Source organism: Neomelitea salexigens DSM 19753, from assembly GCF_000422345.1.
Taxonomy (GTDB): Bacteria; Pseudomonadota; Gammaproteobacteria; order Pseudomonadales; family Spongiibacteraceae; genus Spongiibacter; species Spongiibacter marinus_A.
In genome coordinates, this window is sequence record NZ_AULP01000003.1 from 33,117 (window position 1) to 59,561 (window position 26,445).

The 26,445-nt window shown below is 56.0% G+C and carries 19 protein-coding genes and 1 tRNA gene; 12 read left to right on the forward strand and 8 right to left on the reverse strand.

Annotation, left to right across the window (positions count from 1 at the left end; translation table 11 throughout):
* The first annotated feature begins 146 nt into the window (after positions 1-146).
* Positions 147-2,330, forward strand: a complete 2,184-nt coding sequence (locus H573_RS0106110; protein WP_027873492.1) for a molybdopterin oxidoreductase family protein — start codon at positions 147-149, stop codon at positions 2,328-2,330.
* Positions 2,331-2,381: 51 nt separating this feature from the next.
* Positions 2,382-4,235 (forward strand): DmsC/YnfH family molybdoenzyme membrane anchor subunit, encoded by a 1,854-nt coding sequence (locus tag H573_RS0106115; RefSeq protein WP_027873493.1) that lies wholly within the window; start codon positions 2,382-2,384, stop codon positions 4,233-4,235.
* A gap of 8 nt (positions 4,236-4,243) precedes the next feature.
* On the opposite strand, the gene H573_RS0106120 is transcribed toward H573_RS0106115, so the two are convergent.
* Positions 4,244-4,924: a DNA-3-methyladenine glycosylase I gene (locus H573_RS0106120; RefSeq protein WP_027873494.1), complete on the reverse strand. Its 681-nt coding sequence runs from the start codon at positions 4,922-4,924 to the stop codon at positions 4,244-4,246.
* Between the two features lie 153 nt (positions 4,925-5,077).
* On the opposite strand from H573_RS0106120, the gene H573_RS0106125 reads away from it, so the two are divergent.
* From H573_RS0106125 to H573_RS0106140, 4 genes are all read left to right on the forward strand, one after another.
* On the forward strand, positions 5,078-6,790 hold the full coding sequence (locus H573_RS0106125; protein WP_027873495.1) for an FAD-binding protein: 1,713 nt from the start codon (positions 5,078-5,080) through the stop codon (positions 6,788-6,790).
* A 385-nt stretch (positions 6,791-7,175) separates the two neighbouring features.
* A complete protein-coding gene (locus H573_RS0106130) occupies positions 7,176-10,655 on the forward strand; it encodes an indolepyruvate ferredoxin oxidoreductase family protein (RefSeq protein WP_027873496.1) in 3,480 nt (1,159 codons plus the stop codon).
* A gap of 12 nt (positions 10,656-10,667) precedes the next feature.
* The gene (locus H573_RS0106135) at positions 10,668-11,741 is read left to right on the forward strand and encodes a Glu/Leu/Phe/Val family dehydrogenase (protein ID WP_036255963.1); all 1,074 of its coding nucleotides are present in this window, start codon (positions 10,668-10,670) and stop codon (positions 11,739-11,741) included.
* Between the two features lie 12 nt (positions 11,742-11,753).
* Positions 11,754-13,103 (forward strand): class II 3-deoxy-7-phosphoheptulonate synthase, encoded by a 1,350-nt coding sequence (locus tag H573_RS0106140; RefSeq protein WP_027873498.1) that lies wholly within the window; start codon positions 11,754-11,756, stop codon positions 13,101-13,103.
* A gap of 28 nt (positions 13,104-13,131) precedes the next feature.
* Here H573_RS0106140 and H573_RS0106145 read toward each other — a convergent pair whose 3' ends face one another.
* On the reverse strand, positions 13,132-13,608 hold the full coding sequence (locus H573_RS0106145; RefSeq protein ID WP_027873499.1) for an Lrp/AsnC family transcriptional regulator: 477 nt from the start codon (positions 13,606-13,608) through the stop codon (positions 13,132-13,134).
* A gap of 180 nt (positions 13,609-13,788) precedes the next feature.
* Here H573_RS0106145 and H573_RS0106150 point away from each other — a divergent pair, with 180 nt between their 5' ends.
* The 3 genes from H573_RS0106150 to H573_RS17240 all read left to right on the forward strand — a co-directional run bounded on the left by H573_RS0106150 (position 13,789) and on the right by H573_RS17240 (position 16,975).
* The gene (locus H573_RS0106150; RefSeq protein ID WP_036255965.1) at positions 13,789-14,427 is read left to right on the forward strand and encodes a DUF2959 domain-containing protein; all 639 of its coding nucleotides are present in this window, start codon (positions 13,789-13,791) and stop codon (positions 14,425-14,427) included.
* Between the two features lie 121 nt (positions 14,428-14,548).
* Complete coding sequence (locus tag H573_RS17235) at positions 14,549-16,090, forward strand: flavin-containing monooxygenase (protein WP_084497948.1); 1,542 nt, start codon at positions 14,549-14,551, stop codon at positions 16,088-16,090.
* Between the two features lie 15 nt (positions 16,091-16,105).
* Positions 16,106-16,975, forward strand: coding sequence for an alpha/beta fold hydrolase (locus tag H573_RS17240; RefSeq protein WP_051171053.1), 870 nt, complete (start codon positions 16,106-16,108; stop codon positions 16,973-16,975).
* Here H573_RS17240 and H573_RS0106165 read toward each other — a convergent pair.
* Complete coding sequence (locus H573_RS0106165; RefSeq protein ID WP_205618907.1) at positions 16,972-17,961, reverse strand: AraC family transcriptional regulator; 990 nt, start codon at positions 17,959-17,961, stop codon at positions 16,972-16,974. The genes H573_RS17240 and H573_RS0106165 overlap by 4 nt on opposite strands.
* A gap of 304 nt (positions 17,962-18,265) precedes the next feature.
* On the opposite strand from H573_RS0106165, the gene H573_RS0106170 reads away from it, so the two are divergent.
* A complete protein-coding gene (locus H573_RS0106170) occupies positions 18,266-20,725 on the forward strand; it encodes a TonB-dependent receptor (protein ID WP_084497977.1) in 2,460 nt (819 codons plus the stop codon).
* A gap of 144 nt (positions 20,726-20,869) precedes the next feature.
* On the opposite strand, the gene H573_RS0106175 is transcribed toward H573_RS0106170, so the two are convergent.
* The 4 genes from H573_RS0106175 to H573_RS0106190 all read right to left on the reverse strand — a co-directional run bounded on the left by H573_RS0106175 (position 20,870) and on the right by H573_RS0106190 (position 24,354).
* Complete coding sequence (locus H573_RS0106175) at positions 20,870-21,550, reverse strand: copper resistance protein B (RefSeq protein ID WP_027873503.1); 681 nt, start codon at positions 21,548-21,550, stop codon at positions 20,870-20,872.
* On the reverse strand, positions 21,547-23,382 hold the full coding sequence (locus H573_RS0106180) for a copper resistance system multicopper oxidase (RefSeq protein WP_027873504.1): 1,836 nt from the start codon (positions 23,380-23,382) through the stop codon (positions 21,547-21,549). The genes H573_RS0106175 and H573_RS0106180 overlap by 4 nt, the downstream gene beginning before the upstream one ends.
* A gap of 10 nt (positions 23,383-23,392) precedes the next feature.
* Positions 23,393-23,869, reverse strand: coding sequence for a DUF411 domain-containing protein (locus H573_RS17245; protein ID WP_036255967.1), 477 nt, complete (start codon positions 23,867-23,869; stop codon positions 23,393-23,395).
* Between the two features lie 68 nt (positions 23,870-23,937).
* Positions 23,938-24,354 carry a hypothetical protein gene (locus H573_RS0106190; protein WP_027873505.1) on the reverse strand — a complete coding sequence of 139 codons (417 nt, stop codon included), beginning with the start codon at positions 24,352-24,354 and terminating at the stop codon, positions 23,938-23,940.
* Positions 24,355-24,563: 209 nt separating this feature from the next.
* Between H573_RS0106190 and H573_RS0106195 the strand changes: the two genes are divergently transcribed.
* Together H573_RS0106195 and H573_RS0106200 are read left to right on the forward strand one after the other, a co-directional pair.
* Positions 24,564-25,634 (forward strand): SMP-30/gluconolactonase/LRE family protein, encoded by a 1,071-nt coding sequence (locus H573_RS0106195; RefSeq protein ID WP_154653850.1) that lies wholly within the window; start codon positions 24,564-24,566, stop codon positions 25,632-25,634.
* Positions 25,635-25,739: 105 nt separating this feature from the next.
* Positions 25,740-25,816, forward strand: a tRNA-Arg gene (locus H573_RS0106200).
* Positions 25,817-26,170: 354 nt separating this feature from the next.
* Here H573_RS0106200 and H573_RS0106205 read toward each other — a convergent pair.
* Complete coding sequence (locus H573_RS0106205; RefSeq protein WP_027873507.1) at positions 26,171-26,419, reverse strand: DUF2970 domain-containing protein; 249 nt, start codon at positions 26,417-26,419, stop codon at positions 26,171-26,173.
* Positions 26,420-26,445 lie beyond the last annotated feature (26 nt).

The following is a 26,445-nucleotide window of genomic DNA, read 5'->3' on the forward strand; positions in this document are numbered from 1 at the left end:
CAGCCTGATTTAGTTAGTTGGCATAGTTCTTGTTTAATCCAAGGTAGATGCGGTGATTTGCTTGGCAATTCACCAAGTTGGTGCGCTTTTTTAGCCCCCGCTGGCTCGATTTAGCACACAAACAGTGCGCAATAATGAGGAATTCCATGATATTCGGTCGCAGAAAACGCAAGCCCATTACGATTGCTGACAAGCAGGTAGTGGACTGGAAGTATGCAGTCTGTGGTTATTGTTCCACCGGGTGCTCAATTGAGGTCGGTTTGAATGCCGACGGAAAGCCGGTGGCGAGTCGCGGCAAGGGCAATGCGCCGGTTAATCAAGGCAAGCTTTGCATAAAGGGTATCTTCGAGCATGAACTGAGTGGCACCGCTGGTCGTGGTACGCAGCCGCTGATGCGCGACCGGATATACGATGCGTTTTCTCCGACCAGTTGGAATGACGCGCTCGATCGCACGGCTGAGGAGTTTATGCGAATCCAGCAGAAGTACGGTCGCGATAGCGTGGCGATTGTGTCCACCGGCCAACTGCTGACAGAGGAGTTTTACACCCTGGGAAAATTGGTTCGCGGGGTAATTGGCAGCAATAACTACGATGGCAACACCACACTGTGTATGGCATCGGCAGTCTCCGGTTATAAGCGCTCCTTCGGCGCTGACGGGCCGCCCGGCTGCTACGAGGACTTCGAAAATACTCACTGCCTGATGGCCTTTGGCTCAAACCTCCCTGAGCAACACCCCATTATTTATTGGCGACTAAAAGAGGCGTTGGAGAAGCGCAAGTTTCCACTGATTGTTGTCGACCCGCGCGTGACCATGCTGGCGCAATTTGCCGATATCCACTTACCGATAACACCGGGTACTGACCTGGTGCTGCTAAACGCCTTAGCTCACGTCATTTTGAAGGAGGGCTTGCAGGATCAGTCTTATATAGACGCCCACTGCAACGGCTTTGATGAGCTTGCTGCGACAGTAGAAAAATATGACCCCATCACCGCCTCGCGGATATGTGGTATCGACCCAGACACCATCAAGCATGTGGCCCGCATTTACGCAAAGGCACCGTCGGCAATGAGTATCTGGACGATGGGTATTAATCAGAGTACCCACGGCACCGACGGCGTGTGCGGCATTAATAACCTCAACCTGATTACCGGCAATATCGGTGTGCCCGGCGGGACCAGCCTGTCTATTACCGGGCAGTGCAACGCCATGGGCACCCGGGAGTGGTCATCCTGCTCGGGCCTGCCAGGCTATCGTATGCTTGAGAAGCCGGAGCACCGCAAGGAGGTGGCCCAGTTTTGGGGGGTTGATGAATCCTTCTTCCCAGCGAAGCGCGGTTTGCAACAGACCGATATTTTTCCGGCGATAGAGTCGGGTGACATTAAGGCCTTGTGGATCGTTGCCACCAACCCCTTGACCTCCATGCCGAACCAATCGCGAATTAAAAAGGCGTTGGAAAAGCTCGAATTTATGGTGGTGCAGGACGGCTACCGCGACTGTGAAACGGTCGACTATGCCCATGTTTATCTTCCCGCTGCAGTGTGGGGGGAAAAAGAAGGGGTACAAACGAACACCGAGCGGCGGGTAAATTTGGTGCGCAAGTTTACCTCGCCGCCGGGGGACGCCAAGCCCGATCATTGGATTTTCTCGCAACTGGCCAAACGTTTTGAGCGGGGCAGGGAAATCGCTTTCCCAGAGACGACCTCTGAAATCTTCGATGAAATGAAGCAGTTGTCAAAAGGTCGCGGCCGGAATTTGGATATCTCCGGCATGAGCCATGATCTAATTGAAGCGCAGCGCGGCATCCAATGGCCGATGCGCGAGGGCGATGATACCGGTAGCCCACGGTTGTACAGCGACGGTGTGTTCCCCACTGCAAACGGGCGCGCGAACCTGCTGGCCATGGACTACATCGAGGACAATGAGGTGCCGGATGAGCACTATCCTTTCTGGATGAACAGCGGCCGTGTCGTGGAGCATTTCCACACCCGCACTAAGACCGGAAAAATTGGAAACCTCAATAAGTTCAGCCCAACGCCTTACATGGAAATGAATCCAGACTCTGCACGCGCGGCCGGGGTGAGCCACCAGAGCTATGTGCGTCTGGTGTCGCGTCGCGGCGACGCTGTCGTTATGGTGCAGCTCACGCAGCGGGTGCCCCGCAATATGCTGTTTATCCCCATGCATTATCACGACTGTGTTAACCGGCTGTCGCTGGGACTGCTTGACCCCTATTCCCGCCAGCCAGCGTTCAAGCAGTGTGCTGTGCGCATTGAACATATTGATCAAAAGGAGGCGGCGCGACTCAACGTTGAGCGCCGGGCTTTCTAGTTGGCCGTGTTCGCCGTGACATCCCCCATTACACCAAGAAGGGCTTAGTTTATGTGGAAGGTTCGAGACGATGAGCCGCAGTACGCTTTCCTGAAAGAGTCTGGCGCGCCTGAGGTGAATTACTATGAGGCGCCCATTGATCTGATCGCCCGCAGCGGCGGCGCTGTGCCTGCCGGGCGAGAAATGTTTATCAATGAAGAGCCGGGCGTGGGCAGCAACCCGAATCGCAACAAGCAACACGCCTTTCACTTTACCGCGGACAACTGCATTGGCTGCCACGCCTGTGAGGCCGCGTGCAGTGAAAAAAATGATAACCCAGCGCATATCAGCTTTCGCTCAGTGGGCTATGTCGAGGGAGGTAGTTACCCCGACTTCAAGCGCATGAATATCTCGATGGCCTGTAATCACTGCGACGATCCGGTGTGTTTGAAGGGGTGCCCAACGCGCGCCTATACCAAACATGTTGAGTATGGCGCGGTATTGCAAGACCCGGAAACCTGTTTTGGTTGTGGCTATTGCACTTGGGTGTGCCCCTACAATGCGCCGCAGTTAGACCCGATAAAAGGGCAGGTGAGCAAATGCAATATGTGCGTTGATCGCCTGGAAGTAAATTTAAAACCGGCCTGTGTTTCCGCCTGCTTGGGTAACGCGCTTAATTTTGGGGTCGTGGAAGATCTGCCGGAGAATCGCGAGCAGGCCAAGCTCAGTATTCCCGGCTTTCCCAGCCCGGAAATTACGCATCCGAATATTCGCTTCCAGCAAACTAAGCGCATGCCGGATGAGGTGACACGCACCGACGGTATGGCGGTGAAATATCACAAAGATGAGCAGGGTGAGTACCGCCCGGTTGTGGACCAGAAAAAAGGCGTTGAAAAGCGTTGGGGGCTGGACAAGCTTAACTCTCGCGAAAACCCCCTGGTGATTTTTACACTGGTTAGTCAGGCGTCCTTGGGGGCCTTTGCTATCAGTACGCTGGGTTCGGCGTTCGCCCTTGAGCCGATACTCGCGCTGCGCTCATCGGCGCTGTATGTGCCGTTTGTTGCGCTGGTTGTCGCCCTGGCAGGTGTCGGTATGCTGATGTCGGCAACCCACCTGGGCAAGCCGCTGCGCTTTTACCGCGGCTTCAATAATCTTCGCCATTCCCCGGTGTGCCGCGAGGGCTTGGGCATGCTGTTATACATGGTGTTTGCCGGCCTGCATTTGCTGAGCGTACTGCCCGATAATGCGGTATTTCAGCGTTGGTTTGGTGATTGGGGACACTACCCGGTCGCGGCCGCTGTGTTGAGTACACTCGCACTGGTGTCTGGCGCCGTTGGCCTGTATTACATGTATCGCTGCTATCGGATTCCTGCGCGGCCGTTTTGGAATCACTGGCAAACAGGCAGCAGCTTTGTTGGCTCTGCCCTGGCTCTCGGCGGTATTGTTTGCTTGTGGTTTATGTTGCTTAGCGCACCGGCCAGCGGCGCGGCTGAAAACACCGTCGCCATGCTTACTCTTGGGGCTGGGTTGATTGTGGTCGCCGCACTAATCGAGGGACTGGGGCTGTGGCAACACGCCCGAGCAATGAACGTTGCCAACAACGAGGGCAGCGTTTCCCATTACATTCAAACAACGGTGTTTGCTAAAAGTTATTTGCTGCGCAACGCGCTGTTGTTACTTAGCGCGGTGATTGCCCTGAGCCTTACCTTCACACAGGGTGGCATCGCCAGCGGTTTGGTCGCGGCGGCGCTGAGCCTGTGTGTGTTGGGATATGCGGTAATTGGGCGGGCGCTGTTTTATGTGTTGGTTGTACCGACCACGATGCCCGGCGCATTTTTCTGGAAGAACAAAGACTTCGAGGAACACGCCCGGGACATCGGCTTAGCCAACCTGCCGCAGGTCGGTGTGGTCGCCGACCTGCACTAAGCGAGGGTTTAGCGCGGGCCCAGAGACAGTGCGAGAATCATACTGATCTCGCACAGTGGTCGGCCGCTCTGGGACTGGAGGGTGTTGAAGGCATCCTGCACCTTGATCAGGTCGCGTTTGGCAGTGATCTGGGTGCGGTCAACAATCCCCTCGGCCATCAAGGCGGTGGCGACGTCGCGGCTCAGTACGAAGGTATCTTTGCCGACAAAACGCAGGAAGTATTGGCCGCTATTGCCGCCGAGTCGGCAGCCATGTTTTTTCAGATATGCCCAAAGACCGATGGTGTCATCACCGGGCCAGTCGGCGAGGAATTGGCCCACGCCACCATGCTGTTCCTGCAGCTCTAAAACAAAATGGGCGTTTTCCTGCACCGCGCGCACCTTGCTCAGGTTGCGAATAATTCGCGTATCGCTGGCCATCTCTTCAATCTGCTCAGGGGAGCGCATTGCCACCCAGATAGGCAGAAAGTGATTGAACACCTCCTCAAAGCCGGGCCATTTTTGGCCGACAACGCGCCATACAAAGCCCGCGCGAAAAATACAGGCCGCCATTTCAGCGAGGTAGCGGTCGTCCGTTGTACCGATCAGCTCAGCGGGGCTCTTATGGCTGGGCAATTGCGCTTCTATGGCGGCGATGCTGCCGTGTTGATCAATGGCACGAGATAAATAACGGTCATAGAGCGTCGACATGTGATTTCTCCGAGTGCGGGCCAGCCTCATGCAGACGGATGATTGGGTGCTGCGGGGCGTGGGGCTACCATGATGGCCGATCATACACTTTAAATACGCCCGATGGACGCAGTTCGACCGCGATAACTGGGCCAGCACGCCGGAATAAGAACTATGACAGAACAAAACTGGGATCACAGCGTCGACGTCTTGGTGGTCGGCAGTGGTAACGGCGCCATGACCGCCGCTCTCAGCTGCTACGAAATGGGTGTTACCGACGTCCTATTGCTTGAAAAGTCCGAGCTTGTTGGGGGCACCAGCGCAACGTCGGGTGGCGGCGTGTGGATTCCCAATAATCGCTATGCCAAGGCGGCGGGCGCGCAGGACAGCATCGAGGATGCCAAAAAATACTTGCTGAACACCACCCCAGCGGGTGCGGTGCCTGAAGAAATGGTCGATGCCTACCTGGAGAACGGCCCAAAGATGGTCGAGTTTCTGCATCAGCGCAGCGATGTGCGCTACGAGACTCTCGAACACTATCCCGATTACTACACCAATGTAGAAGGCTCGCGCACGGGCCACCGCTCAATGGAACCGGAGCGTTTCGATTCTTCGCTATTGGGCGACGATGTCAAACGCCTGCGCCCGTCGCATCACATGATGCGCCTGTTTGATCGTATTTATTTCACCCAGGTTGAGGCGGCGTTGCTAACGGTTCAAGGGCCGGGTTGGGTAAAGCTGACGCTGAAACTGATGGCCAGCTATTTCCTGGATTTCGCCTGGCTGCTGCGCGGTCGTAAAACCAGCCGCAAGGTGTGTACCGGGGCTGCGGGGGTGGCGCGCCTGTGGTATTCGCTTAAAAAGCGCGACATTCCGCTGTGGACCGAGAGCCCCATGCTATCGCTGATCGAAGAGAACGGTCGCGTGGTGGGTGCCGAAGTTAGCAAACAAGGCAAGCGTATGCGCATTCAGGCTCGCAAGGGCGTGGTGCTGGCGGCCGGCGGTTTTGAGAAGAATCAGGCCATGCGTGAAAAATATTTGCCCGCGCCTACCAGCACACAGTGGAGCGGTGGCGTGGACGGCAACACTGGCGATGCGATCAACGAAGGTATGCGCCTGGGAGCGGCCACCCGCCTGATGGATGGCGCCTGGTGGTGTACCACGATCTCCGTGCCAGGAGAGCCGGCACCGCGTTTGAGCATTATGGAGAAATCCTTCCCTGGCTCGTGCGTGGTGAATATGAACGGTGAGCGTTTTGCCAATGAGTCGCAAAACTATATGGCCTTCCAGAAAGACCTCTACCAAGTGCACAGCGAAGAGAACCCCTGCTCACCGATGTACCAGGTGTTCGACGCGCGTTTTCGTCGCGACTACATTGTTGGCCCATTAATGACGGCCCAACTCAAACCGGATTGGACGATTCCCAAGAATTGGTTTGACACCAAGTTGGTCGGAAAGGCTGACAGTATTCGCGAGTTGGCCGGGCAGCTGGGCATTAATGCCGACAACCTCGAAAAGACCGTTGAGAAAATGAACGGCTATGCGAAAACCGGCAAAGATCCTGAGTTCCAGCGCGGCGACTCGGCCTATGACCGCTACTATGGCGATCAGCGCTTTGAGCCGAACCCCTGTTTGGGCGCCATTGACGAAGCGCCGTTTTATGCGATTCGTGTCGACGCCGGTGATTTTGGCACACAGGGCGGACTGGCCACTAACCCCAACGCACAAGTGATGAAAGAGGATGGCCAAGCGATCGATGGTCTCTACGCGGTGGGCAATTGCAGCGCGGCGGTGCTGCCAACCTACCCAGGCCCGGGCTCAACACTGGGGCCTGCGATGACCTTCGCCTACCAGGCCGCCAAGCACATCAGCGGTTACCAAGACTAAAATACCCGCGGCGAGGGCAATGCTCGCCGCTGTCTCTTTCCTGCAACAAAACCGTCGTCAAAATGTAGTTCTGCTCTATTAGCCTGCTCCCTAACCATATAGTCATCGAGCGCGATAACTAAGGCGGCCCTGATGACTAATGACAACGACGGCGTCGATGACAACAGTGGCGAAACCCAGTTGTTGAACTTGGGCAATATTGTGAATTAAACAATAACCGGCCCTAATCACTCAGTCCGCGCAAGCGGGCTTTTTTTTTGCATTGCTTATATTTGGGTCTAAATTAGACCGCTATCTGCGTTTACCCTGTCTGAATAAAATAAAAAATTCGCGTTCGGCTGCCTATTATTAGTCCATGTCAAAACAATAACAGGCAGGTAGCAGCATGGCACTGCGCAAAGTATCGCTGGCAGACAAATACGCATTGGACACGACCAGGGCTTATCTCACCGGGATAGAGGCCTTGGTGCGTTTACCCATTCTTCAGCATCAGCGCGACCAGGAGCGAGGCCTGAATACTGCAGGTTTCATTTCGGGCTATCGTGGCTCGCCACTGGGCACGCTGGATCAAACGCTGTGGCAGGCTCAGGATTACCTGGACCGCCACCATATCAAGTTTGTACCGGGCATCAACGAGGACTTAGCGGCAACCGCCGTTTGGGGCAGCCAGCAGCTCGGGCTACACGGCCATGCAAAGTACGACGGCGTGTTCGGCATGTGGTACGGCAAGGGGCCGGGTGTCGACCGCAGCATGGATGTCATCAAACATGCCAATGCTGCCGGCACCAGCCAATACGGCGGTGTACTCGCGGTGGCGGGGGATGACCACGCGGCCAAGTCGTCCACGCTGCCCCATCAGTCGGAGCATATGTTTATCGGTGCCTCGATTCCGGTGCTGGCCCCGGCAAATGTGCAGGAAGTGTTAGATCTCGGTGTCTTCGGTTGGGAGTTGTCGCGTTACTGCGGTAGCTGGGTGGCTTTAAAAGCGATCACCGAAAATATGGATTCGGCGATCTCAGCTGAGATAGACCCGCATCGCATCAATATCGTGTTGCCCGAGGACTTTGTTTTGCCCGCTGACGGTGTCCACCTGCGTTGGCCCGACACACCCCTGGATCAGGAGCGCCGGCTGAATAAATACAAAATTTATGCGGCCCGCGCCTTTGCCTTGGCAAACCATATCAACCGCATTGTTATTGATAGCCCCAAGCCGCGTTTGGGCATTATCACCAGCGGTAAAGCCTACCTCGATGTTATGCAGGCGCTGGAGGATTTGGGTATCGATCACGACAGCGCCGCCGCGATCGGTTTGCGTGTATACAAAGTGGGGATGCCGTGGCCACTGGAGCCAGTGCTTACTCACGAGTTTGCCAGTGGCCTGGAAGAGATTCTGGTCGTCGAGGAGAAGCGCTCGATCATCGAAGACCAGCTCACAGGTCAGCTCTACAACTGGGCCGTCGATAAGCGGCCGCGGGTGATCGGTGAATTTGATGAGCACGGCGCAGACCTGCTGCCCAATGTGTCCGAGCTCACTCCGGCAATGGTGGCCCGGGCTATTGCGGCGAGGATCCGCCGTTTTTATCAGAGTGAAGACATTGAGAAACGCCTGAGTTTTTACCAGCAGAAGGAGCAGTCGCTGGCGAGCAAACGCAACAAGATTGATCGCAAACCCCATTACTGCTCAGGCTGCCCCCACAATACCTCTACACAAGTGCCGGAGGGCAGCATTGCCATGGGAGGCATTGGCTGCCACTACATGAGCACGTTTATGGAAAGCCGCCCCGCGCAAACGTTTACGCAAATGGGCGGCGAGGGTGTGACATGGATCGGGCAGGCCGCCTTCACCGACACTGAGCATGTTTTCCAAAACCTCGGTGACGGAACGTATTTCCACTCGGGAATTTTAGCGATCAGGCAGGCCATCGCTGCCGGTGTGAATATCACTTATAAACTGCTCTATAACGATGCCGTGGCAATGACCGGCGGCCAGCCGGTAGACGGTCAGCTCAGTGTGGAACAAATTATTTTACAGTTGCGCGGAGAGGGCGTTGAGCGCATCGCGCTGGTGTCTGACCAACCGGAAAAGCACACCCTTGCCGAGACCGGCGGACTGAGTATTCACCACCGCGATGCGGTGCTGGCGGTGCAGGAAATGCTGCGCCGGGTAAAAGGTTGCAGCGTATTGATCTACGAGCAAACCTGCGCGGCGGAAAAACGCCGGCGGCGCAAACGTGGGTTGTTGGATGATCCCAATCGCCGCGTCGTCATCAATCAGGCGGTATGTGAAGGCTGTGGTGACTGCGCGAAAAAATCCAATTGTCTATCGGTGGTGCCGGTAGAAACGGAGCTGGGTCGCAAGCGCGAGATTGATCAAAGCGCCTGCAACAAAGACTACTCCTGCGTGAAGGGGTTTTGCCCCAGCTTTGTCTCGGTGATCGGCGGCCGTTTAAGGCAGAGCACAGCAACAGCAGAGGATGACTTTGCCGCGCTACCGGAGCCAACAGCCCACACTCTTGAGCAACCTTGGAATATTGTCGTTACAGGCATTGGTGGTACTGGGGTGCTTACCGTTACCGCGGTATTGGCGATGGCGGCGCATATTGAAGGCAAGGGCTGCGCGACGATGAACCAGACGGGGCTGGCGCAAAAATTTGGACCAGTCGTAAGCCATTTGCGCATCGCCCGCCGTCAGGACGATATCAATGCGGTGCGTATTCCCGCGGGTGACGCCGACCTTTTGTTGGGCTGCGACTTGGTAGTGAGTGCCAGCGACGAGGCGATGGCGAAGGTGAATATCGAGCGCTCGCATGCGGTGATTAACGATAGCGAGGCGCCAACATCGGCCTCGATATTCGACCCCGACGCGGCCTTTCCTGCCTGTGAAATGAAGCAAATTATTGAAGAAGAGGTCGGCGCCGGCAAGGTCCACTTTATTGAATCAACTGTCATGGCCACTCACCTGATGGGAGATGCCGTCGCCAGTAATTTCTTTATGCTCGGCTACGCCTTTCAACGCGGTTTAATTCCCGTTTCCAGCGAGGCGGTAGACGCGGCGATTGAGTTGAACGATGTTGCCGTGGAATTCAATCAGCGGGCATTCCGCTGGGGGCGCAGGGCGGCACTCGACGAGTTGGCTGTGCGACGGGCCAGTGGCCTGGCAGCAGAGCACTGGCAACCACTGTCTGACCTGGACCAGATAGTTGAGCACCGTTACGGCCAGCTTTGTGATTATCAAAACGCCAGCTATGCCCAGCGTTACCGCGACGCGATAACGCAGCTTGCCGATAGTGAACGCGCGGTGGTGGGTGACCAGACGTTGTCGCTGAGTATCGCGGCGGCACGGACGCTCTACCATGTCATGGCATATAAAGATGAATATGAGGTTGCCCGCTTATTTACTAACGGAGACTTTATGCGGCAACTGCGCGAGCAGTTCGAAGGGGATTTCACTTTGCAGTTTCATATGGCCCCGCCCTTGCTAAGTCGTGTAGACCCGAATACTGGCGAGCCCAAAAAGCGCCGCTTGCCCGGTTGGTGTCTACCGGCGTTTAAACTACTCGCCGCGGCCAAGGGGCTGCGAGGAAGCCGATGGGATATTTTTTCCTACACGGCGGAGCGGCGCAGGGAGCGAGAATTATGCGAGCAATTTCTCGGGGATCTCGCTGATATCTCCGCGCAGTTAACTTTCGAAAACAGAGACTACGCGCTAGAGCTGGTTAAGAGCCTCGACAAAGTCAGGGGCTTTGGTCACGTGAAGTTGGCGAGCGTTGAACGTTATACGGTGGCTCGCAAGGCGCTGTTGGCGAAATTTCGCGGCGATGCGTTGCCCTTTGTCGAGCTGGCGAGCGCCAGGAATCAAGCATAAAAGGTGTCGGTTATGACAGTGTTTAGTGCTCCCTCTTTTGATCAACACGAGCTTGTCGCTTTCTGTGAAGATCGCTCCACGGGCTTGCGGGCAATTATTGCTGTGCACAGCAGCCAACTTGGTCCTGCGGTGGGCGGTTTGCGAATGTACCCCTACACTGATGATGCGGCGGCGCTTGACGATGTGCTGCGGCTGTCGCGTGGTATGACCTATAAATCTGCGCTTGCCGGGCTACCAATAGGTGGTGGCAAAGCGGTGATTATTGGTGACCCCTCGCGCGAAAAAAATGCCGCGCTACTTGAGGCAATGGCCGGTTTTATTGATAGTTTGGGCGGCCGCTATGTCACGGCTGAAGACTCCGGCACCACGGTGGCCGACATGGCGCAAATAGCCAAACACACCTGCTATGTTTCCGGGCTCGACAGCCACGGTGGCGGCGACCCGTCGCCATACACCGCTTACGGTGTTTACTGCGGTTTGCGCGCGGCACTGCAACAGCAACGCGGCAGCGATAACCTCGATGGTGTGAGGGTGGCAATTCAGGGAGCGGGGGCCGTTGGCAGCCACCTCGCGAGGCGGTTAATCGGAGAAGGCGCAACCGTACTGGTTGCCGATGTGAATCCGGCATTACTGACACCGTTGCAGGCACTTGGGGCGGTAGTGGTCGAGCCAGCAAGCATATTGAGTCAGCCTGTTGATGTTTTGGCGCCCTGCGCAATGGGGGCGGTGCTAAATGCGAAAACGGTGCAACAGCTGAGGGCATCGATTATTGCCGGTGCCGCCAATAATCAGCTGGCAACACCGGCTCAGGCGCAGCAGCTTGCCGATCGCGGTGTCTTATACGTGCCGGATTTTGTTATTAATGCCGGGGGGATTATTGCGGTCTACCATCAGCGCCAGCACGGCGGGGCGTTGTCAGCCGATGCAGAGTCGACCCTGTTGCAGCATATCGAGGGCATTGGCGACAAGCTGGGGTTGATCTTCAAACGCGCGGCGCAGCAATTGTGCCCGCCTCATGTGGTGGCCGAAGCGATGGCTGAAGAGGTATTGTTGGCACAGGGTAGGCAAGCCGCAACAGAGAACTGAAGGAGGGAATAGGTGACAACGTGGAGCCCAGATAGCTGGAGAAATAAGACCGCCTTGCAACAGCCGAGGTATGGCGACGCTGCTGTACTAAGCGCAGTGGAGCAAAGTCTAGCCGCAAAGCCGCCGCTGGTGTTTGCCGCTGAGGCCCGCGCCTTACACAGCCAGTTGGCTGAAGTTGCCGAGGGGCGTGCGTTTTTGCTTCAGGGCGGCGACTGCGCTGAAAGTTTTGGTGACTTTTCGGCGAACAATATCCGCGATACCTTCAAAGTGTTGATGCAGATGGCCATCGTGCTTACCTATGCGGGGCGTTTACCCGTGGTGAAAGTGGGCCGCATGGCGGGGCAGTTTGCCAAACCGCGCTCGGCAGAAACAGAAGAGCGCGACGCCGTGGTGCTTCCCAGTTATCGCGGTGACATCATCAACTCGCCCGAGTTTGATGCGGCGGCCCGAGCGCCCGACCCGCAGCGAATGCTGCAAGCCTATCACCAGTCCACTTCCACGTTGAATTTGCTGCGGGCCTTTGCCACCGGCGGCTTGGCTGATTTACACCAGGTTAATCAATGGAACCTCAGCTTCTTGGATGGCAATCCGCTGCGCGAGCGCTATCAGGCCTTGGCGCACAGCATTCAAGATGCACTGGCGTTTATGGAGGTGTGTGGCATCAATAGCGACAATACCCCCACGCTACGTGAAACGCAGCTGTATACTTCCCACGAAGCGTTGCTCCTCAATTACGAGGAGGCCCTGACTCGCCAGGACCATTTAACCGGCGAATTCTACGATTGCTCGGCACATATGTTGTGGATCGGTGAGCGCACTCGTCAGCTCGATGGCGCTCATATCGAGTTCTTTCGCGGCCTGAAAAACCCGGTTGGCGTAAAGGTCGGCCCGTCGATGACCGGCAACGAGTTGATCGCCTTAATCGACGCCTTGAACCCGGAAAATATTCCCGGTCGCCTAACCCTAATTACCCGCATGGGCGCCGACGTATTGGCTGAGCGTCTACCGGCGTTGGCGCGGCGAGTGCAGCAAGAGGGGCGCAGCGTGGTGTGGTCCTGTGACCCCATGCACGGCAATACCGTGAAGGCGGGTAATGGCTACAAAACACGTTCCTTTGATCGCATTCTGGAGGAAATTCGCCACTTCTTTGCTGTGTTGCGTAGTGAGCAGCAGCACCCCGGCGGTATTCATTTGGAGATGACTGGTCAGCATGTGACCGAGTGTACGGGCGGGGCGTACCGGCTGTCCGAGTCGGACTTGGATAAGTGCTACCAAACTCAGTGTGATCCGCGTTTAAATGCCGACCAAGTGCTCGAACTTGCCTTTTGCGTGGCGGACTTTCTGCGCGACGACGGCCGTTGAAGCAAATGGCTGCCGCACGGCCAGTGACTCACAGCTGAGTTTCTAACGGAAGCTCGGTTGTGTTTTTGATTTCTGTTACCGCGATGTGCGAGTGCGTTTCGCCGATCATCGGCAGGCTCAGCAGGCGCTCACGAACAAAGCTTTCGTAGTGGCCAATATCGCGGGTGATAATCTTCAACATATAATCCCACACGCCGGTCATCGTGTAGCATTCGACGACTTCGGGGAAATCGCTCACCGACGACTCAAACTCTTCAAGCTGCTGCCGCCCGGTAATGCTCAGGTTTACCGTGGTGAAAACCACTAACTCCATACCCAGTTTTTCGCGGTCGAGGATGGCGACTTTTTTACGCACAATCCCGGCTTGCTCTATCCGGTTGATCCGCCGCCAGCAGGGCGACTGGGACATGTTGAGGGTTTCGGCAATCTCACTGGATGTCTTGCTGGCGTCGCGCTGAAGAATGCGCAGGATGGTGATATCTTGTTTGGCCAGTTCTGTTGGCATTCGCGCCCTCCAATGCATAAATAAGATAAGGCTTTATCGCTTTGCGTCTAACTATAGTCGCCGTTGTGGAGTTGTGCGCAATGCGATTTGTGCGCAGCGCGGTGGGGCGCTATGCTTTTGCTCAGAGCATTACACTACACAACACAAGGTCTGTTCTCCGCCCACTAACTGGAATGTCCTATGGTCGCTAAGCGCTTTTTTCTTGTCATTGCTGCACTGCTTCTTGTCGCCTGTGAATCCACCTATTACAACGCCATGGAGAAGGTGGGTATACACAAACGAGACATTTTGGTTGATCGCGTTGAAGAGGCAACGGAATCGCAGCGCGAGGCTCAGGAGCAATTCCGCGATGCCTTGGGTGAGTTTCGCTCCGTGGTCAGTTTTGACGGCGGCGACCTAGAGAAACTTTACGATCGCCTCAATGCCAGCTTTGAAGACAGTCGCGCGGCAGCAGACGACATTCGCGACCGCATCGATGCGGTGGAAAGTGTGGCTGAAGCCCTGTTTGAGGAATGGGAGGACGAGCTCTCGCTGTATAGCAATGCGCGCCTGCGCGATGACAGTGCGGCTAAACTTCGCGACACCAAAAATCGCTATAACCGCTTGCGCAAAAGTCTGCGACGTTCAGAGAAAAGCCTGGCGCCCGTATTAGATAACCTGCAAGACAATGTGCTGTATTTGAAGCACAACCTCAACGCTTCGGCGATCTCTGCCATCAAGGGTGAGTTGGCCACCATCGACCGCGACGTCACCGCATTAATTGCAACCATGGAGGCTGCTATTGCGGAGTCGGAAGGGTTTATCGCGCAATTGCGGTAATGGCAGCGCAGTCTGCGCCTGTCCGAATAACTAAATGATGTGTCCTTCACAGACATTGGGTGAAGGGCCAGCGGCCCCTAAGCTTGGCGGTAGTTCATAAAACAAATAACAGGTAACGCCTATGCCATCTGCTGCACCGTCGCTCGCGCCATCAAGCGGTTCTTCTGCAACACGTTACAGTTACGCCATCGTCGGCACTGGATTTGCCGGCTTGGGTATGGCGATAGAGTTGAAAAAAAAGGGTCGCGAAGACTTCATCATCCTTGAGCGAGCCGAGGATGTCGGCGGTACCTGGCGAGATAATCACTACCCCGGCGCCGCCTGCGATGTGCCTTCTCATCTTTACTCTTTTTCATTCGAACCCAACTGTGACTGGTCGCGGGTATATCCCACTCAGCCAGAGTTAAAGCGCTACCTGCGCGAGGTGGCGGAAAAGTGGGATTTGCTGCCTCATATTCGATTTGGCCACCAACTCAACGCTGCCCATTACTGTGAGCACAGCCAGCGCTGGCAGCTGGAGACCACCGGTGGGCATTACAATGTCGGCATGCTGATCAGCGGCAACGGCGGGTTGGCCGAGCCGCGTCTGCCGGATATTCCGGGGGTGGAGCGCTTTGCCGGGAAGTGTTTTCACTCGGCAAACTGGGATCACAGCTATGACTTACGGGGTAAACGGGTGGCGGTGATTGGCACCGGCGCGTCGGCCATCCAATTTGTGCCGGAAATTGCCGATCAGCCCGCGCAACTCGATGTTTACCAACGCACACCGAACTGGATTATTCCCCGCAAAGACCGGCCATACAGTGAATTGGAAAAGGCGGCCTTTCGCTACTTGCCGGGCGTCCGCCTGGCACTGCGCAGCAAGATTTATTGCCACAACGAAACCCGCATCCTGGGAATGGTGCTGCACCCCTCGCTAATGAAACTGTATGAGCGCATGGCACTGCAGCACATACGTAGCCAGGTAAAAAGCCCGGCGCTGCGCGAGCGAGTCACGCCTAGCTACCCGGTGGGCTGTAAGCGTGTGCTGATCTCTAATGACTGGTATCCAGCCCTGCAGCGGCCGAACGTCAGCTTGTTGAGCGATGGCATACAGGAGATTCGCGAGCACAGTATCGTCGATGCCAACGGCACCGAGCGCGAGGTGGATTGTATTATTTTCGGCACGGGCTTCTATGCCACCGAAAACCCCATTGCCCAGATCATTCACGGTCGCGGTGGCCAGTCCCTGGCAGAGGCATGGCGCGATGGTGAAGAAGCGTATTTGGGCACAACGGTTAACGGCTTTCCCAACCTGATGTTAATCGTCGGGCCGAACGTGACGCTGGGACATAGCTCCATGGTGTACATGATCGAAACGCAAATACGGGCTATTAGCCGCCTGTTAGACGAATGCGAGCAGCGCCACTGTGTGGAAGTTGAAGTGCGCGAGGCGGTGCAGAAGCAGTTCAACCGCACGCTGCACAAGCGGCTTGATACCTCAATATGGGCCACGGGCTGCGATAGCTGGTATAAGCACCGCAGTGGCAAAATCACTCAGCTGTGGCCGGATTTCACCTTTCGTTTTCGGGCGATGCACCGGCGTTTTACGCCCGATGATTACCAGTTCAGCCCCGCCAGCGCAGCGCATATGGCAGAAAGCCATGCGTCGTCGATCAACTAGACGGGGAGAAGTTCGATGGTGAGTGATCACTTGGCGCGTGCAGCGCTGGCTGCTGATCGCTGGCGCTGTGGCCTGCGAGCAAAGTTTTGCATGGTGGGTGAACAGCCTTGGCACTATCTCGAGGGTGGCCTGGGGAAGCGCGAAACGATTGTATTGCTGCATGGCTTTGGCGCCGACAAAGACAACTGGACGCGTTTCGCCGGTCGGCTGCGCGCGAATTACCACGTAATTGCCGTGGATCTGCCGGGTTTTGGTGAAAACCCCTGCCGCAAGGGCTTGGACTACAGTATGGCAGCCCAGGCTGAGCGATTGAGAGGGCTTTTGTCAGCGCTCGGCGTCGGTCGCTGTCACATGGCAGGCAGCTCGATGGGCGGGCACCTAACGGCGGTATACGCCCAGCGCTATCCGCAGCAGTTGCGCAGTATTTGCTTGTTTAATAATGGTGGCATTAAGGCGCCTGAGCTCTGCGATATGGAGCGTGACCTGCAGAAAGGGATCAACCCCTTGCTGGTGTCGTCGGAGTCAGACTTTGATCGACTCTTAGCCCTCGTGTGTGAGAAGCAGCCCTTTCTCCCCAGGTTGGTTCGCAATTATATGGCCAGAGCGGCGATGGCGCGCCGAGAATGTATCGCCGCTATTTTTCGTCAGTACCAACAGGAAATATACGGTGGGCTCGATGCGGTACTGCCTGCCTTGTCTTTGCCCGCACTGGTAATCTGGGGGCGTCAGGACAGGGTGCTCGACGTCAGTAGCGTGGAGGTGATGCGACCCATGTTGCCCCACGCGAGCGTTACCATTATGGAACAAACGGGTCACTTGCCGATGCTGGAGCGCCCCGCAGCCAGTGCCAAGTGCTACCAGCAGTTTCTTTCCTCACTGGCCTAGCGGCGTTGGTGAGTCTTGCGAAAGGCGCCGGGGGTATTGCCGGTCATGCGTTTGAAAGCCTGCGAAAAGCTGGACGCATCGGCGTAGGACAAGCGCTCGGCGATTTGTTCAATACTCAAGGGCGTGCTGCGCAGTAGCTCTTCTGCCAGTGTTAGGCGGATCTCGTCGCTGAGTTGGCGAAATGAACTGCCTTCGGCATCCAGTTTACGGCGCAGGGTGCGGGAGGTCATGTGCAGGCTGCTTGCCACCGCCTCCATGTCCATTTCCATGGGTCGCTGACGCAACAGTAACTCCCTGACCTTTCCCGAGAGGCCGCGTCGAGCACTGCGGCTGGCGAGCAGCTCACCACATTGTTTGGCCAGTAGATTCGCGGTGTTTTCATTGCCGACAGTGCGCGGGATATCCAATAAGGAATTGGGAAACTCCAGGGCATTGTATTCGGCGTTAAATTCAACCGGCCCACCGAAGCTGTCGTGGTAGCGCTCGACATAAGGTGGGCGCGGGTGGCGAAAGCATACTCTGTCGGGCTGAAAATCACTGCCCAGCAGCTCGCGCATAATAACCGCGGCGGCGGCCATTTCGCGCTCTAGGCAGAACAGGCGAACATCTTCTGGAACGTCGCTGTCGTCGAAGATGATGCACGTTTTATCGCCGTGAGTTGCAATGGTAAAACCGGCAAAAACAAAGGTAAGTTCCTGATAGTTGCGCGCCAACTCAATGGCTTTTCTCGGTGTAGGGCTGCTGGCGATGGCAAAGCCCCATATGCCGTAGGCAGACAGTTGGTAGCGCTGCCCCGCCGTCAGGCCTAAGCCTTCGATGGGCGGCAATGCTGCCAGCAGGTTGCGGATAACGGCAAGTTCACTCTGAGCCTCAACCACCGTTTCAGGGTTGTTGAGGTGGGTTTGGCTTAGGCCGCTATTGTGAAGCAGGGCGTGTATGGGGGCGCCTAGCTCTTCTCCCAATGACACCAGAATTTGCGCGCTCATTACACTGCGGCAGAAGTCCCAGTTTTGCATCACTCAACCCATCTGTTGTTATGTCCGAAATTATAAATCGAGTATCGCTAATCGTTCTCGTTTGTGCAACGGCATTGCCCTGCAGAGTTGCAGAACCTGGCGCTCAATTTGCTAAATATGTCCGAGGATTGGGATAAATGTCCGAAAATATCAATTATTTGTACTGTAGACTTTCGTCACTGCTGCCGGGCGATGTCGTCAACAAACATCGCCAATGACGGCAATTGATAATAAGCAATAACCGGCGCACAGCCGGATGAGTAAGGAGTGGTTCATGTCCCGCGATCAGAAGAAAAGGCTTGCCCACCGTGGTTCGGTAGTGGCGATGCGCAGTGCAGTGACCGCCGCGCTGACGGTATCGTTAACGGCCCACGGCGCACCGGCACTTGAAGAAGTGTTGGTCACGGCGCAAAAACGTTCTCAGAGTGCTCAAGATATTCCCGTGGCCGTCACCGGGCTGGGTGGGGATCAGTTGGATAAACTGGGCTTTGAAAACGCCAATGACGTCTCGGCCCAGGTGCCGAATATGCAGGTCAGTGGCCCCTATGGTGATGTTCAGCCGATCTTCTCCATTCGCGGGGTCAGCATGTCTGACTACAGTTCCAATCAGGCGAGCCCAATTGGCGTCTATGTTGATGAGGCCTATCTCGGCCCGGTATACAGCCACGGGGCAAACTTTTTTGATGTTGAGCGCCTCGAGGTTTTGCGCGGCCCACAGGGCACGCTTTACGGGAAGAACACCACTGGTGGTGCCATCAATATTATTACCCGCACACCGGGCTTTGATGAGCCAGCGAGTGGCTTCCTGAAACTTGGCGCGGGCAGTTACAACGCGACAACGGTCGAGGCCGCAGCCGAGTCTGAGCTGATTCCCGGTGTGTTGGCTGGTCGCCTGGCTGGCAGTATTAAGAAAAATGACGGTTACGTTGAGGTGCGCGGCAAAGATGAGAATGCCGCGCAAACCGACTTTAAGGGCGCGCGCCTGGCCTTAAACTGGCGTATTAACGATGCCTGGGACGCGGTACTGAAATACACCACCTCGAATAACGATGCGATCAGCACGCCGCCGCGCAATGAACCGCGCACCGATCTAAGAGGTACGGGGCTAGAGGGCGACTCCAATGGCTTTATTGATTACACCGGTTATTCACGCCCCAGCCGTGGCTTGGACTTCCATGAGAGTGAGGTGAACAACGCCGGAGCGCTGGTCACTAACACCGACTTGGCCGTGCTTACGGTTAATTACAACGCCGACAACTATAGCCTGACCTCGGTCAGCTCCTACCTCGACGCCGATTATTATCAAAAGGCCGACACCGACGGTAGCCCCAATGGCCTGCTGGAAATAACCTGGGCCTCTGACTCCATTAGCTACAGCCAGGATTTACGTTTTACCTCGAATTTCGATGGCATGTTCAACATTATCGCTGGGGTCTTCTACGGTCAGGAAGATCTGTACATGAACAATATCTACGATATTTTCAATCAGATTCCCGACCTGCGAGTGGGCTTAGCGAAGCCAGATACCATTCCCATTTTTCCCTACTTGATCGACTTCGGTAAGCTGGACCAACGCCTGGCAACGGAAAAGAGCAGCGCCGCGGTATACAGCCAAATGCGTTTCGACTTTAGTGCGAACTTTGGCATGGATATCGGCCTGCGTTACACCCAGGACAAGAACACGCTGAGTTATTTGAATATCTCGCGCCTGGCCAACGACGGCACCCCGCGCGGTAGCTATGTACCCGGCAATACCACCGGCGTTGATAATGCGTGGATCACTCTGCCGCTTACCGTGAGTGATATTCAGAGCTTGTTACAAAATCCGCTGGAGTTACTGCAGATAACTCAGACCGGCTATACCCATGGCCCTTACACCCTGGATTCGGCACCCGAGCTGGATACCACCGAGAGGGAGTGGACGGGCAAAGTGGGGCTGGATTACCGACTCAGCGACGAGTTGATGGTCTATGCCAGTGCGAGCCGAGGCTATCGCAGCGGCAGCTTTAACGGCGGTGCCTATTACATCGAGCGACCACTGGAAACTGCCTATGCGTCGCCAGAGTATATCGACGCCTTCGAAGTGGGTTTTAAGGCCGATTTATTTGATAACAGCATGCGCTTGAATGCGGCGGCCTTCCATTACGACTACACCAATCAGCAGTTCATTAACGTGGTGGGCATCTCCAACTTCTTGGAAAATGCCGGTGGTTCGACCATTCAGGGTTTGGAAGCCGAGCTGTGGGCGCGGGTGACGGAGCGTCTTACTTTGCAGCTGGGAGCCGGTTACCTAGATACGGAGTACACCGAGCTGACCTTGGCGAATACCGAGACCATCGCTAACGAGGACGATACGGTTGACTTGTCGGGCAACGAGTTGATCTCGGCGCCCAAGTTCAACTTTAGTATTTCGGCCGACTACGATGTGCTCGTCACTCAGCACGGCTACCTCAGCGTCAATGTGAATGCCAACTTCCAGGATGACCAGTGGTACAGCGCCTACAACGACGATTATGGCTACGGCGAAATTCGCCAGGATGCCTACTGGTTATACAACGGCCGCATCAGTTGGTATGCCAATGACGACAGCTACAGTATTTCCGTCTGGGGCAAAAACCTGGCCGATGAGGAATACGATAGCTATGCGATCAACCTGCAGGCAGGCTTTGGTTTCGACCAGTATCTCGCGGGTGAGCCGCGCAGCTACGGTGCAGAGTTAATGGTGCGCTTCTAGGACGTGATCACAGTGTTTTAAGCCAAGCGCCAGCGCCGGCACGGCTGGGTCTTCGGCAACGGAGTAACCTCTCCAGGTTATGTTGGCCCGCGTAATGCGGGCCTTTTTTATGGCATGCAGGTATACGGGTTAACCGCTCGCTACTTAGAACCAGGCGCGCACTCCTACCACAAACTGTTCCTGCTGGCGGGAGGTGCCACGACGTTGCGCAATGTCGGCGGTGTCGCCATACAGCTGCTGCCACACTGCGCCGATATAGGGTGCCCATTCCCGCTCCGGATAGTAGTAGAGCCTTAAGGCATGCTCCTCTCTGCGCAGGCCGGCACCACTTTCCGAGTCGCCCTGAGCAGCTGCTTCAAGTGTGATTTCCGGTTCCAGAATCCAACGCTGGGTCAGCCTCAGTTCGTAGCTAAGCTCTAGCTCGGCCGAGAGCTCGGCTTGGTCGTTGATAAACACCGCGGCATCGACTTCAACGTGGTAGGGGGCAAGGCCCTGTATGCCGATAACCACGCTGTCGTTGCTACCCTCCGCACTGAAGCTTCGTCGCAGTCCCCCTTGAAGATCCCAATAGGGCGCGATGGCGCGACTGTACAGAAGCTGAAGTTCCGCGTCCTCGGTGGAGCCATCGTGCGCTTCGCGTTCAGCCTTTAGCCAGAGTTTGTTGAGGTCAGTCCCTAGCCATCCCTGGAGGCTAAACGCCTGCTGATGGTCGCTGCGTTGCTCAACTTCGTCGACCATAAACTTTGCCAGCACGGGGTCGGCTTTGCCTCCGGCCAATGCGGGGCCCGCCACTAGCGCGGCGCACAGTACATAGTGTTTTTTCATACCTTGCCTCCCACTACGCGAACCTCGCGAAACATGCCCGGCATGTGAAACATCAGGTGGCAGTGATAGGCCCAGCGGCCAATGGCATTGGCGCTAACGAGGTAGCTGATACGCGACCCTGGTTGCACAATGACGGTGTGCTTGCGCGGGATGTAGCCACTGTCGCCGGTCTCCAACTCACTCCACAGGCCGTGCAGATGAATGGGGTGGGTCATCATGGTGTCGTTGACGACGACAAAACGCAGGCGCTCGTTGTGGCGCAGAATGATCGGCTCTGCGTCGTCGAACATAACACCGTTCATTGACCACATGTACCGAGACATATTGCCGGTAAGATGAATTGCCAGCTCTCGCTCCGGGTCGCGTGGGTCGCGGGTGGGGTGAAGGCCGAACAGGTCACTGTAGCGCAGAACCTTTCTGCCATAGCGTTGGGCGTGCTCGCGCAGGCCAATGCCTGGGTCGGAAAGGCCGTTGGCAGGCATACTTGCGCGCATGTCCACACCTACACCAAATTCAGTGGCGGCATGCTGGATTGTTTGCTTGCTGCCGTGGCCAGCAGGTGCTGTGGTATCTGGCAGCGGCTCAGACATCATCGCGTGGTGGCCGTGGTGAGCATGCTCCTCGTGGGAGGGCAGTTTGTGCTGCATCGCCGGCATGGTGTCGCTCGCCATTGATGTGTGCGCGCTGTTGTCGTGAGCCATCCCCATATCCCGGTGGTCGAGCCGCACGAGGTGGTCCATCGCAGGGATTTCGGCTTGCCACTGCTTATTGGGGCTGAGCGTTGCCCGCGCATAGCCGCTGCGATCAATGCTCTGCGCAAACAGTGTGTAAGCGCGATCGGCGCTGGGCTGAATGATCACATCGTAGGTCTCTGCCGGTGCGATGCGAAATTCATCGACACTGACCGGCTGGATATTTTGCCCATCGGCGGCAACCACTGTCATCGTCAAGCCGGGAATACGAACGTCGAACAGGGTCATGGCCGCGGCATTAATCACCCGTAAGCGCAGGCGTTCGCCGGCGGAGAATTGGCCAAGCCAGTTTGCATCTGGGCTGAGCCCATTCACTAAAAATGTGTAGGCGATGCCGTTGATATCGGCAATGTCGCTGTCGCTCATGCGCATACGGTTCCACATGGCGCGGTCGCGCCAAGTGGCGGCAATGCCTTGTCTGCGAATGTCTTGCCACAAATCGACGGCCGTTCGTTCGCGCCGATTATAGTAATGGCTCTGCTTTTTCAGACGGGCATAGAGCGCCTCGGGGGCTTCGTCGCTCCAGTCGGAAAGTACAATGACGTGCTCGCGATCATAGGCGACCGGGTCGTCGTCTGCAGGGTCAATAATAATGGCGCCATAGAGCCCCGTTTGTTCCTGAAACCCTGAGTGGCTGTGGTACCAGTAGGTGCCGCTCTGCTTTACCTGGAATCGGTAATCGTAGTGGCCGCCGGGCGGAATACCGGCAAAGCTCAGCCCGGGAACGCCGTCCATATCCGTTGGCAAAATCAAACCATGCCAGTGTATTGAGCTGGTATGTGGCAGGTGATTGTGTACGCGGATATGCACTTCCTCACCTTCTTTCCAGCGCAGGGTCGGGGCGGGCACACTGCCATTGACCGCTGTTGCCAGGCTGTCTAGCCCCGTGATGTTTACCGGTAGATAGTCAATGTGCAGGTCAAAGCGATTGCCACGTAATTCTGCGCCAGGGCGTCGTTCTGCCTGCTGATGAGGTGCCTGACTCGCGCAGCCTGTAAGGCCTGTCAGGGCAATAACGCTTGCTGCGCCCGTGACAAAGCGCCGGCGCGGGATACTGGCCGGTGGATATTCACGCTTCATTGTTGCTCTCCTACGGCGCGCTGTGCTGACTAACGCGGGTATACACCTCGTGCTTGCCGCTGCGTTTTAGCAAAATGACATCGTAGTCTTGGTGGCGCGCGCCCATTTCCATGCCGGGGCTGCCGATTGGCATGCCCGGCACGGCGAGGCCGTAGGCATCCTCTGGGGGATTTTCAAGAAAGCGTTTTACTACGTCGGCGGGTATATGCCCCTCGAACACATAGTCTTTCACTTGACCGGTATGGCAGGACTGGAGCTCTCTGGGAACGTCGAGGCTGGCCTTTAGTGTGGCCATGTCGTGACGATTTATCGCCGTGCTGTCAAAGCCGTTCTCATCCATATGGTCAGCCCACTTTGTGCAGCAGCCGCACTGAGGGGATTTATAAACGGTGAGTTCAGCCTTTGCTGATTGTGCGTGTAAGGGGCTGCCTAAAATGCTTAGGCTCGCTACTGTAAAGCCCGCCAAAATAGTTGTGCGAAATGTCATTGGAAACGTCCTATAAAGTCGATAATCACAAGCGGCAAGGTACATTCTGCCGCGCTATTAAGGAGTGATTACGCGGCAATAGGCGGACGTAACAGGCGCTCGTTGTAACGTTTTGCTGAAGCAGCGGCGGCGCTGTTGATCATACCGTCGCGCGATGTTGCAACGGCTAATAACAGTTGGCTGAGCAGGCTGGGCCCGCAGCTGCTATTGGCGCAGTCGCAGTGTTGTTCGCAGCAACGGCTGTGATCGAGTGCAGCATGATCGCCTGAGTGGTGGGCCGACGGTTCCCCCGCGGATTGGCAATGCTGGTGGCCTTCACAATCCATTTGCTGATCGGGCTGAGTGCAGCAGTTGGCATTTGCCAAGTGGTGCATCGCCACTGCCGTAGGGCTTGCCTGGGGTTCACCGGCTTTGCTGAAAGCACTACTCTCCAGCGCCAACAGTGGTTGGCTTAGCACCAATAAGATCCATACGGCAATGTGCATTCGTCGTGTCATGGCCACAGTGTAACAAGCTCTGGTTGGGCAGGGTATTACGCTGCCAGGTGCCGGGGTTGAGAGTGTTCAATACTGTCTACGCTAAACCCTGTTTATTGCTACAGGGTCAAGAAAAAAAGACTGGCCGCGGCACAACTGGTTTTTCTTCACCGCTTGCGGCAGGGTAGTCCGCGGTGAATAACGATAAGGATAACACGGTGAAAAAAACGTTATTGATGACAGCATTTCTGCTGGCTGGCTGCGTTGAGCGCCCTCAGGTAATTAGTGACTGTCAGGGCGTGGCAGAGCGAGAGGTATTGTGTGGTTGGCAGAAGCCCGAAGATATGGAGCTCTTACCCGACGGCCGCCATTTGGTAGTCAGTCAAATGGCGGCGGGGCACGGCAGCGTTGCGGGGTCTTTGGCCCTGCTGGATACCCGGGATGGCAGTAAGCAGGTATGGCCGATGGCCGAGGTGGCGATCTCCGATGGTTGGGGGGATGCCGATTGTGCCGCGCCGGACCCAAACGTCTTCGCGCCACACGGCATTCATCTCTCGCGCCACGAGAGCGGCACGCTGCAATTGCTGGTGGTCAACCACGGTGGTCGTGAGTCTGTGGAATTTTTCGAGTTACGCGACCAAAACGGCGCGGTTAAACCCTTTTGGCGCGGCTGCGTGATTCCCCCTGAAGGCAGCTTCTTGAATGATATTGTGGCCTTGCCTGAGGGCGGCTTTATGGCCACTCACATGTATACCCGCGGCGACGCGCCGGTCGGTACACTGGGTTGGCAGGAAATTACCGCCCTGGCGGGCTTTAACCCCGGCCATATCTGGGTGTGGGACGGCGAACAATTTAGCAAACTGCCAGGATTTAGCGGTGACTACCCCAATGGCATTCAAATCTCGGCCGATGGCGAAACCCTGTTTGTAAACCTTTGGGCGGGCTCAATGCTGCAAAAACTGGATCGCCGCACAGGCAAGCTGCTTGCGGAGGTGGAAATTAGCCATCCGGACAACAGCCAGTGGGATGGTCGCGGCAAGCTGCTGATCGCCAGCCACAACTTCACGCTGGGGGATTTCATTGTTTGCCCCAGTATTGAAGAGGGCGCCTGTCCCGCGGCATTTGATGTCGTGGAACTAGACCCGGACACTCTGCAAAGCCGAGTTGTGGTCAGTGTGTCCGGGCCGCCTATGGGCGCAGGCACCGTTGCCCAGCGGGTGGACGATGCAGTGTACGTGGGCTCTTTTATAGGCGACCGGATACTGCGCCTGCCGTATTCCGCGCAATAGCGCGGTTGAGCTGGTTAAAAGTCGTTCAACGCGAGGATTTTTAAGCTTTTTTTCAAAATCCCGTTGACAGCTAAAACCACCTTGAATATAGTACGCCACCTCGACGCGCTCGTAGCTCAGCTGGATAGAGTACCTGGCTACGAACCAGGCGGTCGGAGGTTCGAATCCTCCCGAGCGCGCCACTATTTAAGAACCCGCACAACTGGAAAGTTGTGCGGGTTTTTTTGTGTCTTTAATTTTCTGCGTGCGGGCGCCCGCTTAATGAAGCGTGGTTAAATGTTTGTCGCGCTATCGCTGATTACGGCCGCTTAATCGAGCGGGGTGGGCGGGATTAGCGTATCAATATTCACGTTATCCCATTTTGGGGAGGGTGGTCGTCGCATGACCTTTTTCATCTCTAGATGAAAATACAGGCATAGAGATATGCTGACCACTACTGGCAACATCCAAAAGCTATAGATCAATAGCTGGAAAATCATGTCAAAGCTCGACAACGGGCGGCCCTCGCTGATCAATTATGGCCGGCGACCTGCGAATCAGGAGGTCAGCAGGCTGATCACAATTTGCGAGCTGATAAAGCAGAACAAGAAAAAGATCGCCATCGCTGTGACGCCGGCGAAGATCAGCGGCATAGGATTGGTTTCAGCCAAGTCCATTAAGCGTTTTTGCCCGGAGCGATTTTGCAGGGCAAACATTAGTGAAATCGCCTGCTTGAAAACCTCGAAGAAGCTCAAAGGTTTTTGGTTGTTCTCTGTGGGTTCCGTTTTCTCTTGCGTATTGTCCATATTACGACCTCGGGCATTCTCAGTAG

What these genes read in the sequence shown, in the direction of transcription:
- H573_RS0106120 (WP_027873494.1), bottom strand. Translation starts at nt 4,924, where the DNA reads ATGTCGACGCTCTATGACCGTTATTTATCTCGTGCCATTGATCAACAC.
- H573_RS17245 (WP_036255967.1), bottom strand. Translation starts at nt 23,869, where the DNA reads ATGACATTTCGCACAACTATTTTGGCGGGCTTTACAGTAGCGAGCCTA.
- H573_RS0106150 (WP_036255965.1), top strand. Translation starts at nt 13,789, where the DNA reads ATGGTCGCTAAGCGCTTTTTTCTTGTCATTGCTGCACTGCTTCTTGTC.
- H573_RS0106145 (WP_027873499.1), bottom strand. Translation starts at nt 13,608, where the DNA reads ATGCCAACAGAACTGGCCAAACAAGATATCACCATCCTGCGCATTCTT.
- H573_RS0106110 (WP_027873492.1), top strand. Translation starts at nt 147, where the DNA reads ATGATATTCGGTCGCAGAAAACGCAAGCCCATTACGATTGCTGACAAG.
- H573_RS0106170 (WP_084497977.1), top strand. Translation starts at nt 18,266, where the DNA reads ATGTCCCGCGATCAGAAGAAAAGGCTTGCCCACCGTGGTTCGGTAGTG.
- H573_RS0106190 (WP_027873505.1), bottom strand. Translation starts at nt 24,354, where the DNA reads ATGCACATTGCCGTATGGATCTTATTGGTGCTAAGCCAACCACTGTTG.
- H573_RS0106175 (WP_027873503.1), bottom strand. Translation starts at nt 21,550, where the DNA reads ATGAAAAAACACTATGTACTGTGCGCCGCGCTAGTGGCGGGCCCCGCA.
- H573_RS0106130 (WP_027873496.1), top strand. Translation starts at nt 7,176, where the DNA reads ATGGCACTGCGCAAAGTATCGCTGGCAGACAAATACGCATTGGACACG.
- H573_RS17240 (WP_051171053.1), top strand. Translation starts at nt 16,106, where the DNA reads ATGGTGAGTGATCACTTGGCGCGTGCAGCGCTGGCTGCTGATCGCTGG.
- H573_RS17235 (WP_084497948.1), top strand. Translation starts at nt 14,549, where the DNA reads ATGCCATCTGCTGCACCGTCGCTCGCGCCATCAAGCGGTTCTTCTGCA.
- H573_RS0106115 (WP_027873493.1), top strand. Translation starts at nt 2,382, where the DNA reads ATGTGGAAGGTTCGAGACGATGAGCCGCAGTACGCTTTCCTGAAAGAG.
- H573_RS0106165 (WP_205618907.1), bottom strand. Translation starts at nt 17,961, where the DNA reads ATGAGCGCGCAAATTCTGGTGTCATTGGGAGAAGAGCTAGGCGCCCCC.
- H573_RS0106205 (WP_027873507.1), bottom strand. Translation starts at nt 26,419, where the DNA reads ATGGACAATACGCAAGAGAAAACGGAACCCACAGAGAACAACCAAAAA.
- H573_RS0106135 (WP_036255963.1), top strand. Translation starts at nt 10,668, where the DNA reads ATGACAGTGTTTAGTGCTCCCTCTTTTGATCAACACGAGCTTGTCGCT.
- H573_RS0106125 (WP_027873495.1), top strand. Translation starts at nt 5,078, where the DNA reads ATGACAGAACAAAACTGGGATCACAGCGTCGACGTCTTGGTGGTCGGC.
- H573_RS0106180 (WP_027873504.1), bottom strand. Translation starts at nt 23,382, where the DNA reads ATGAAGCGTGAATATCCACCGGCCAGTATCCCGCGCCGGCGCTTTGTC.